Genomic DNA, 8,966 nt, shown 5'->3' with positions numbered 1-8,966 from the left:
CGCTGGATGCGCTCGCAGGCATCCGTCAGTTCTTCCGTGGACGTCGCATAGGAAATCCGGAAGAACGGCGACAGGCCGAACGCCGCGCCATGCACGACCGAAACGCCTTCGGCTTCGAGCAGCGCCAGCGCGAAGTCCTCGTCGCTCTCGATGACCTTGCCGACCGTCGTCTCCTTGCCGATGCATCCCTCGCAGGACGGATAGACATAGAAGGCGCCTTCCGGCGTCGGGCATTTGATGCCTTTCGCCTGGTTCAGCATCGACACCACGAGATCGCGCCGCTCCTTGAAGCTCGCCGCCCGCGTCGGAATGAAGTCCTGCGGACCGTTGAGCGCTTCCACCGCCGCCCACTGGCTGATCGATGTCGGGTTCGACGTCGACTGGCTCTGCACTTTCGTCATCGCCTTAATGAGCGTCTCGGGCCCCGCGCAATAGCCGATGCGCCAGCCCGTCATCGCATAGGCCTTCGACACGCCGTTCATCGTCAACGTGCGCTCGTAGAGCCCGGGCTCGACCTCAGCCGGCGTCGCGAACTTGAAGCCGTCATAGGTCAGGTGCTCATACATGTCGTCCGACAGGATCCAGACATGCGGATGCTTCATCAGCACATCGGTGAGCTTCTTCAGCTCGGCATGCGTATAGGCCGCGCCCGACGGGTTGGACGGTGAGTTGAAGATGAGCCATTTGGTCTTCTTCGTGATCGCCTTTTCCAGTTCCTCCGGCTGCAGCTTGAAGCCGTTCTTCAGCGTCGTGTCGACCGTCACCGGCGTCCCGCCCGCGAGCAGCACGATGTCGGGATAGGACACCCAGTAGGGCGCCGGAATGATGACCTCGTCGCCGGGATTCAGCGTCGCGATCATCGCGTTATAGATGATCGGCTTGCCGCCCGGCGCGACGAAGGCCTGGTTCGGCTGGTAGTCGAGCCCGTTCTCGCGCTTGAATTTGGCGCAGATCGCCGCCTTCAGCTCAGGAATGCCGTCCACCGCCGTATACTTCGTCTTGCCCTCGCGGATCGCCTTGATGGCGGCTTCCTTGATGTTGTCGGGCGTGTCGAAATCCGGCTCGCCCGCGGCAAGCGAGATCACGTCGCGGCCCAGGGCTTTCAGGTCGCGCGCTTTCTGCGTGGCGGCGATGGTCGCCGACGGCTGAATGCGGTTAAGCGCGTCCGAGATAAAGCCCATGATACATCTCCATTGAGGGCGAACCGAAGAAACGGGCGCAACCTAAGCCCGCTCGTCCACCCGCGCAACAGGCTTCCTGCGGCTTGAGCCGACAAAGCTCACACCGTCTCCTTTTCGGATTTCATGGCCGCTATAAGGGCTGGATCGCCGGCTTCCCGTTCGAGCCCGGCGACGGCGCCCGCGCGGTCCCCTTCCGCCATGTGCTGGCCGAGCTTCCACTTGCCCTCAAACCGCGTCACCGGCATCTCGAAAACGACAAGCGCGGTCAGCAGCTTCTCCATGTCGGGTTCCGGCAGCCCGTTCACGGACCAGGGCGCGGGCCGCGCGCGCTCGAAGCGATCGGTGAGCATCGCAATCGCCGCCTTCGCGGCGCCGGCATCGCCGACAATCCGCGGCGCGCCATAGGCATGCACGGCAATGTAGTTCCATGTCGGCACCCGCCCGGGCGTCGCATACCAGGCGGGCGAGATATAGCCATGCGGGCCCTGGAACACGGCAAGCGCCTCCCGCGCGCCGTCGAAAGCCTGCCAATGCGGGTTCGCCCGCGCGACATGGCCTACAAGCACAACCTCCCCGCCGCGCCGCTCGGCATGAAGGGGGAGATGCGTGGCGAAAGGCGCGCCTTCCGCGCCCGCTGTCACAAGCAATCCGAACGGCTCCCGTTCGACCAGCGCGACACATTCGTCCCGGTCCGCCTGCGCGAAACGCGGTGGCACATACATGATCCTTCTCCTAATCCGCCGGCACGACGGCAATGTCCCGCACCGGCTCGCCGAAGGTGAGCTGCATCGGCACCACGCCCGCCCAGACCGGCAGGTCCATGTCTTCCGGATCGTCCAGGGGCCCGCCCGTCCGCACCTTGGCCGCAACCTCCACAAGCGGCAGCCGCAGCACCGCCGTCGCCTTCAGTTCCTGCGCATTGGCAGGCCGCGTCTCCTGCGGCCGGCCCAGCCTTGCGCGCGCTGTGAAGAGATCGAGCGCGAACGGCTTCTCCGCATCGGCCACCGTCTCCGCCACGCCATGCACCATCACCGAGCGATAATTCATCGAATGGTGAAACGCCGACCGCGCCAGCACCAGCCCGTCCATATGCGTGACGGTGAAGCACAGCGGCCCGCCACCGCCAAGCGCGCGCATGAAGCGGCTCTTGCGCGCGCCGTGAAACAGCACGCTCTCGCCGTCGCGCACATAAAAGAGCGGCAGCGACACCGGTCCCGCTTGGTCCATGAAGGCGACATGGGCCACGTAACCCGCATCGAGAATCGCATGCACGGTCTCGCGGTCGTAGCTCGCGCGTTTCGCCACCTGCCTCACGCGATAGGCCGCCGATGTCTCGTAGTCGCTCATGGACGAGCCTCCTGAACGTCCAGTGTCCGCTTCGGCCGGGGCAGAAGCTCGCCCCCGCAATTCGGGCAGACATGCGCCATCGCCTCCGCACAGGGCGGGCAGAAGGTGCATTCGAAGCTGCATATTTCCGCCGCGCCGTCCTTCGGCACGGGCGCCTCGCATTTTTCGCAGGCCGGTTTCATCTCGAGCATCGGCGCTCTCCTTTCAATTCCGGCCCGGACTATTGGTCGAAATTGGCCCTGTCAAAAGGTCCATTGATGGAAATATGATAGAACCATCGAAACCGGGACCGTCCGCCATGCCTATGCCCCTCCCCCTCGGCACCATCGCCCTCGACAACGAGGCCCCGTCGCCGCTCTACCGCCAGCTCTACGATGCGTTGCGCGACGCCATTCTGGACGGCCGCCTTCACCCCGGCGCACGCCTCCCTTCGTCGCGCACCTTGGCGGGCGATCTCGGCGTCGGCCGCAACACCGTGCTCGCGGCCTACGATCAGTTGACGGCGGAGGGCTATCTCGAGGGCCAGGTCGGCGCGGGCACGCAGGTGGCGGCGATCCTGCCCGACAGCCTGCTGCAGCTCGACCGGCAGGCGCGCGTGACGCTGCCGAAAATCGCCGCGAGCAACACGCGGAAACTCTCGAAGCGCGGCGAGGCGCTCTCCGGCACCCGCCGCCTCGCCCCCACCTACATACGCGGGCGCGGCCAGCCCTTCCAGCATGGCCTCCCGGCCATCGACCAATTTCCCGCCCTGCTATGGGGCCGCCTCCTCGCGCGTCATTCACGCGACCCGCGCAATGGCCTGTTCGGCTATGAAGTCGGCATGGGCCTTCCCGCTCTGCGCGAAGCCATTGCCGCCTATGCGGGCGCGGCACGCGGCGTCGTCTGCACGGCGGATCAGGTAATCGTGACGGTCGGCGCCCAGGGCGCGCTCGACCTCACGGCACGGATGCTGCTCGACCCGGGCGATCCCGTCTGGGTCGAGGATCCCGGCTATCTCGGCGCGCGCGGCGCATTCCTCGGCGCCGGTGCCGAACTCGTCCCCGTTCCCGTCGACGGTGAAGGTCTCGACGTCGAAGCCGGCATCGCGCGTCACGAAACCCCGAAACTCATCTATGTAACGCCGTCGCACCAGTTCCCGCTCGGCGCGACGCTCTCGCTCCCGCGCCGCCTCGCTCTCCTCGATCACGCACGCCGCTCCGGCGCCTGGATCCTCGAAGACGACTACGATTCCGAATATCGCTATCAGGGCCGTCCCATCGCCTCGCTGCAGGGCCTCGACCGCGCCGACACCGTCATCTACATGGGCACCTTCGCCAAGACGCTCTTCCCTGCCCTGAAGATCGGCTACCTCATCGTCCCGCAAAACCTCGTCGACGCCTTCGCCACCGCCATCCGCATTACCGGTCACGTACCCCCCGCCGCCGTTCAGGCGGCCCTGGCCGACTTCATCGGCGAAGGCCATTTCGGCGGCCATGTCCGCCGCATGCGCGCGCTCTATGCCGAGCGGCGCAACATTCTCCTGCGCTCGCTTGAAAACGAATTGTCGCCCTGGCTCCGCGCAGCACCCGGCGAGGGTGGCTTGCAGCTCTCCGCCTTCCTCGCCGAAACCGCCGACGACAGGGCCATGGCGAAGGCGGCTTCCGAAGGCGGGATTCATGTGAGCCCGCTCTCGCTCTACCGGCTGGAAGAAGGCCGGCCGGGCTTGTATATGGGCTATGCCTCGGTCCCCGAGGCCGACCTCGCCAAATCCGCCCAGCGGCTGGCCGCCGTCCTGAAGGCCGCCGGCTGTCCCAGGCACATATGAGAGAACAACCATGCGGCTCTACCAGATGCAGGACAGCGGCAATTGCTACAAGGTCCGCCTCCTTGCCCGCCAGCTCGGCCTGCCCCTCGAACTCGTCGACATCGACATCCTGAAAGGCGAGAGCCGGACGGAAGACTTCCTTGCGCGCAATCCCAATGGCCGCGTGCCGACGCTCGAACTGGACGATGGCCGCTTCCTCGCGGAATCGGACGCCATCCTGTTCTATCTGGCGGAAGGCTCGCCCTTCCTGCCGACAGACAGGCTCGCCCGTGCCGAAGCCCTGCAATGGATGTTCTTCGAGCAATACAGCCACGAGCCCTATATCGCGGTGGCCCGCTTCTGGTGGACGATCAAACCGGGCGGACGCGAGGAGCGGAAGGACCGCTTTGCCGAATGGCACGAGCGCGGCCATCAGGCGCTCGCCGTCATGGAACGGCATCTCGCAAGCCACGGCTGGTTCGCGGGCGGCGCTTATTCCGTCGCCGACATCGCCCTCTACGCCTACACCCATGTCGCCCATGAAGGCGCCTTCGATCTCGCGCCCTACGCCGCCCTGAAGGACTGGATGGACCGGGTACGGAGCGTCCCGAACCACGTGCCGATGGACTGGCGCCCGCCTGTGTGAGCCTGCTTGAACACAAAATAGCCGCGAAAACGATCCGCTCCCGGCGGGATTAGAGAATTAATCCGCCCCAATTCCCCGCGACAGTTTGTCCGCCTGAGGTGGGCTTGCCCCAGGCCGTCGACATACACGCGGGGAACCATCATGTCACAGACCACACATCGCACAGCCGTGGCGGCCTCGCCGCGCGGCTGGTCCCATTCGCTTGCATTGTTTTTGACCTTTGTCTGCGCGTTCCTGTTTGTCATCGCTTCCCTGGCCCAGCATGCGGCGCACGCCGATCCGGCCGGGCTCGTCCGCCTCGGCGACGTCGAAAGCGGTGCACTCCTCCTGAATTCGACCGAACCGGGAAAATATGTGCCGGCGCCGCTGCTTGCGACCGACGTGAAGATCGACGTCACCGGGCCCATCGCCCGCACGCGCGTGACCCAGCAATTCATCAATCCGGGCGATGGCTGGGTCGAAGGCAAATACGTCTTTCCCCTGCCCGAAAACTCCGCCGTCGATACCCTGAAGATGGTGATCGGCGACCGCGTCATCGAAGGCAGGATCAAGGAAAAGGAAGAGGCGCGCCGCGTCTACGAGGAAGCGAAAGCCGACGGCAGGAAGGCAAGCCTCGTCGAACAGCAGCGGCCCAACGTCTTCACCAATTCGGTCGCCAACATCGGACCGAAGGAAACGATCGTCATCCAGATCGAATATCAGCAGACGGTGCATCGCGAGGGCGATAAATTCTCGCTCCGCTTCCCGATGGTCGTCGCGCCGCGCTACACGCCGAAGACCGCCGACCCGCAGCTTGTCGACTTCCAGCCCGGCAGCGGCGGCTGGGGCGAGGTGCAGGCGCCCGATCCCGAAAACACGCTCGACCAGCCCCCGGTGCTTCATCCCGACATGGGCCGGATCAATCCGGTAAGCCTCGCGGTCTCGCTCGATGCAGGCTTCCCCCTCGGCGATGTGACGAGTGCCCATCACAAGATCGCGCTGACCCGGGACGGCAAGCAGAAGGCGACGCTGAAGCTCGCCGAAGAACTCACGCCCGCCAACAAGGATTTCGAACTCCTCTGGAAGCCCGCCGCTTCGAAGGCGCCGTCGGCCGCCCTCTTCCGCGAGCGTGTCGGCAATGAGGATTATCTTCTCGTCATGCTGACGCCGCCCTCGGGCAACGTGCAGCCGGAAGCGAAGCCCCGCGAGGCGATCTTCGTCATCGACAATTCGGGCTCCATGTCCGGCCCCTCCATGGTTCAGGCGAAGGAGAGCCTTCTCTGGGCGCTCGACCGGCTGAAGCCGGGCGACACCTTCAACGTGATCCGCTTCGACGACACGCTGACCGTTCTTTTCCCGGATGCCGTGCCCGCACATGGCGAGAACCTTGCCGTGGCGAAGAAGTTCGTGAAGAGCCTCGAAGCGAATGGCGGCACGGAAATGCTCCCCGCGCTCCGTGCCTCGCTCATCGACCGCAACGTGAACGACGGCACAAGACTGCGTCAGGTCGTGTTCCTGACCGACGGCGCGATTTCCAACGAAGCGGAACTCTTCCACGAGATCACCGCCAATCTCGGCCGCTCGCGCCTCTTCACGGTCGGCATCGGCTCCGCCCCCAATAGCTACTTCATGACCCGCGCCTCCGAAGCGGGCCGCGGTACCTTCACCCATATCGGCTCCGAGACGCAGGTGACGGAGCGCATGAGCGAACTCTTCGAAAAGCTGCAGAACCCGGTAATGACGAATATCGCCGCCACCTGGCCGGATGGCCGCACGACGGAGAGCTGGCCGAACCCCGTGCCCGATCTCTACAAGGGCGAACCCGTGGTGCTCTCCGCCCGCATGCCGAAAGCCACCGGCACGCTCACCCTCAAGGGCGATGTCGCGGGCGAGCCCTGGGAAGTGCGCATGGCTCTCGACGCTGGCGAAACACGTCCCGGCATCGGCAAGCTCTGGGCACGGAACAAGATCGGCCAACTGGAAGCCGATGCGCAGATCGCCGGCGATTGGGACAAGAACGATGCCGAAATTCTCCGCGTCGCTCTCGATCACAATCTCGTGAGCCGCCGCACCAGTCTCGTCGCCGTCGACGTGACACCGTCGCGGCCCGACGGTGCAAAACTGACGTCGAAGGATATGCCCGTTAACCTGCCGGATGGCTGGGACTACGAGAAGGTCTTCGGCGAGCAGGCCATGCCGCGGATGAAGCAGGCCTTCGCCGCGGGCGCCGCACCGATGCTCGCCATGGCAGCCGCGCCTGCCGAAGCGGACATGACGGGTGCCGGTCTCAGCCTGCCGCAGACGGCGACGGACGCGCCGGCGCTCATCCATAGCGGTGCCCTCGCGCTTCTTCTCGCGGCGGTGCTGGCGGCATTGTGGTGGCTGCAGCGCCAATGGACGACAGGCGCATGGGCGCGGTATCGCCAGTGACTATTAGTCAGAAATCGAAAATGACTTTTAGTCAAAAACGGAAAGTGGCGGCCCTCGCATGGGCCGCCGCCATTCTTCTCTGCCTCGGCCTGGGCGTATGGCAAGTCGGCCAGGGGCTCTACATAAACGTAAAAGCTCAACTGGCACAGGTACTTCTCGAGCGCGCATGGCAAATGACGCTGGCGGACGGCAAGCCGCACAAGGCCTGGCCCTGGGCGGACGCATGGCCCGTCGCAAAGCTCGAAGTGCCGAGGCTCGGCCAGAGCCGGATCGTGCTGTCCAACGCCAGCGGCGAAGCGCTCGCCTTCGGCCCGGGACATCTCCTCGGCTCCCCGCCGCCCGGCGGCAACGGTACGTCAATCATCGCGGGCCATCGCGACACGCACTTTTCATTCCTGCGCGGATTAAAAAATGACGACCACGTCATCGTCGTAACGGCGGATGGTGTGAGCCACCGCTACAGGACGGGCGAGATCGTAATTGTGGACGCGGAAAAATCTTCCATCGATCCGTTCGCCGCCGCAGGACTGGCGCTTGTCACCTGCTATCCGTTCGACAGTAGGGAGCGCGGACCGCTGCGCTACGTGGTTTTTGCCGCGCCGTCGCCCGATGCGATTTGAAATCAGAACAATCTCCGATCCGCTTCTCGTCTTGTTACGTAGTTGCCCTATGACGTTATGTCCTAAGGAAAGACGACGATTTTTCAAACGGACATTGATCTGCTGCATGATATGAGACGTATAATTTGTTTTAGGGGCACAAAGACCTTTGACGGTCTTTTACAAGGCGGCTGCTAGTTGGGACTTGCAAGTTATAGACGATCGGTCAGCGAGACGAAGCGCGCTTCCATTTTGAAGGCGGCTCGCAAGAACTTCCTCTCGGGCGGGTACAGTCGTGCGGCCATGGCGGAGATCGCCAAGGACGCGGACGTATCCACCGCAACGCTCTACAAACATTTCACGTCGAAAGACGAACTCTTCGCGGCAGTCGTCCATGAGGCCTGCACGCGAACCGAAACAGTTCTGCAGACGGACATAAGCGGCAAGTCCGCATCCGCCGTCTTGCGGCACATCTGCAATGCCTATGTGCGTCAGCAATTCGACGAGGAGATGAACGAGTTTCTCCGCATGGTGATCGCCGAGGTGCCCTCCGTGCCGCACCTCGCGCTTGAGGTCTACAACAAGGGCATTCTCGGTTACTACAATGACTTCAGGAAAGTGATGGACGGGCTCGTCGCACGCGGCGACCTCAAGCCGCACGACACCGAGGCAGGCGTGCGTTACCTGGGCGGCATGGTGAAGGAATTTGTTGTCTGGCCCGCCCTCTTCACCCAGAATCTCGGCAAGCCGGAAGATCTGGAGGCAAAACTCGGTGCATGCATCGACGCTTACCTGCAGATGTATCGGTCCTGAAGCAGCACAATGAGCGCGGCCGAATATCATGCCGACGGGACCCGACACGCATCGGAGAAAAATCAGTGAGAAGAAGCGCGCGGCCATCGTCGATGCCGCCCGGAAGAATTTCCTGACCCATGGCTATGCTGGCGCCGGCATGGCCGAAATCGCGCATGACGCCGACGTTTCGACGGCGACGCTCTACA

10 protein-coding genes are annotated in these 8,966 nt (G+C 64.1%); 6 read left to right on the top strand and 4 right to left on the bottom strand.

The genetic code is table 11. The features are described from left to right. The 4 genes from Q8S60_RS07135 to Q8S60_RS07120 all read right to left on the bottom strand — a co-directional run. A partial coding sequence (locus tag Q8S60_RS07135; RefSeq protein WP_305668457.1) for a pyridoxal phosphate-dependent aminotransferase occupies window positions 1-1,181 on the bottom strand: 1,181 nt, incomplete at its 3' end. 98 nt (window positions 1,182-1,279) lie between these two features. Then, a complete protein-coding gene (locus Q8S60_RS07130) occupies window positions 1,280-1,903 on the bottom strand; it encodes an FMN-binding negative transcriptional regulator (RefSeq protein WP_305276433.1) in 624 nt (207 codons plus the stop codon). A gap of 10 nt (window positions 1,904-1,913) precedes the next feature. Further along, window positions 1,914-2,528, bottom strand: coding sequence for a pyridoxamine 5'-phosphate oxidase family protein (locus Q8S60_RS07125; RefSeq protein ID WP_305276432.1), 615 nt, complete (start codon window positions 2,526-2,528; stop codon window positions 1,914-1,916). Then, a complete protein-coding gene (locus Q8S60_RS07120; protein ID WP_305276431.1) occupies window positions 2,525-2,719 on the bottom strand; it encodes a DUF1272 domain-containing protein in 195 nt (64 codons plus the stop codon). The genes Q8S60_RS07125 and Q8S60_RS07120 overlap by 4 nt, the downstream gene beginning before the upstream one ends. 107 nt (window positions 2,720-2,826) lie before the next feature. Here Q8S60_RS07120 and Q8S60_RS07115 point away from each other — a divergent pair, with 107 nt between their 5' ends. From Q8S60_RS07115 to Q8S60_RS18955, 6 genes are all read left to right on the top strand, one after another. Continuing rightward, window positions 2,827-4,332, top strand: a complete 1,506-nt coding sequence (locus tag Q8S60_RS07115) for a PLP-dependent aminotransferase family protein (protein WP_305276430.1) — start codon at window positions 2,827-2,829, stop codon at window positions 4,330-4,332. Between the two features lie 10 nt (window positions 4,333-4,342). Next, window positions 4,343-4,957 carry a glutathione S-transferase family protein gene (locus tag Q8S60_RS07110; RefSeq protein ID WP_305276429.1) on the top strand — a complete coding sequence of 205 codons (615 nt, stop codon included), beginning with the start codon at window positions 4,343-4,345 and terminating at the stop codon, window positions 4,955-4,957. Window positions 4,958-5,098: 141 nt separating this feature from the next. Then, entirely contained in the window at window positions 5,099-7,366 is a 2,268-nt protein-coding gene (locus tag Q8S60_RS07105) for a marine proteobacterial sortase target protein (protein WP_305276428.1), read from the top strand. Window positions 7,367-7,386: 20 nt separating this feature from the next. Beyond that, window positions 7,387-7,986: a class GN sortase gene (locus Q8S60_RS07100; protein WP_305276427.1), complete on the top strand. Its 600-nt coding sequence runs from the start codon at window positions 7,387-7,389 to the stop codon at window positions 7,984-7,986. Window positions 7,987-8,163: 177 nt separating this feature from the next. Next, window positions 8,164-8,778 (top strand): TetR/AcrR family transcriptional regulator, encoded by a 615-nt coding sequence (locus Q8S60_RS07095; RefSeq protein WP_371134358.1) that lies wholly within the window; start codon window positions 8,164-8,166, stop codon window positions 8,776-8,778. Between the two features lie 28 nt (window positions 8,779-8,806). Continuing rightward, the coding region (locus Q8S60_RS18955; protein ID WP_371134359.1) for a TetR/AcrR family transcriptional regulator at window positions 8,807-8,966 on the top strand (160 nt) is incomplete at its 3' end.

The sequence above is a fragment of the Parvibaculum sp. genome, from assembly GCF_030694575.1.
GTDB lineage: Bacteria > Pseudomonadota > Alphaproteobacteria > Parvibaculales > Parvibaculaceae > Parvibaculum.
This window is presented reverse-complemented; position numbering and strand designations above follow the sequence as displayed.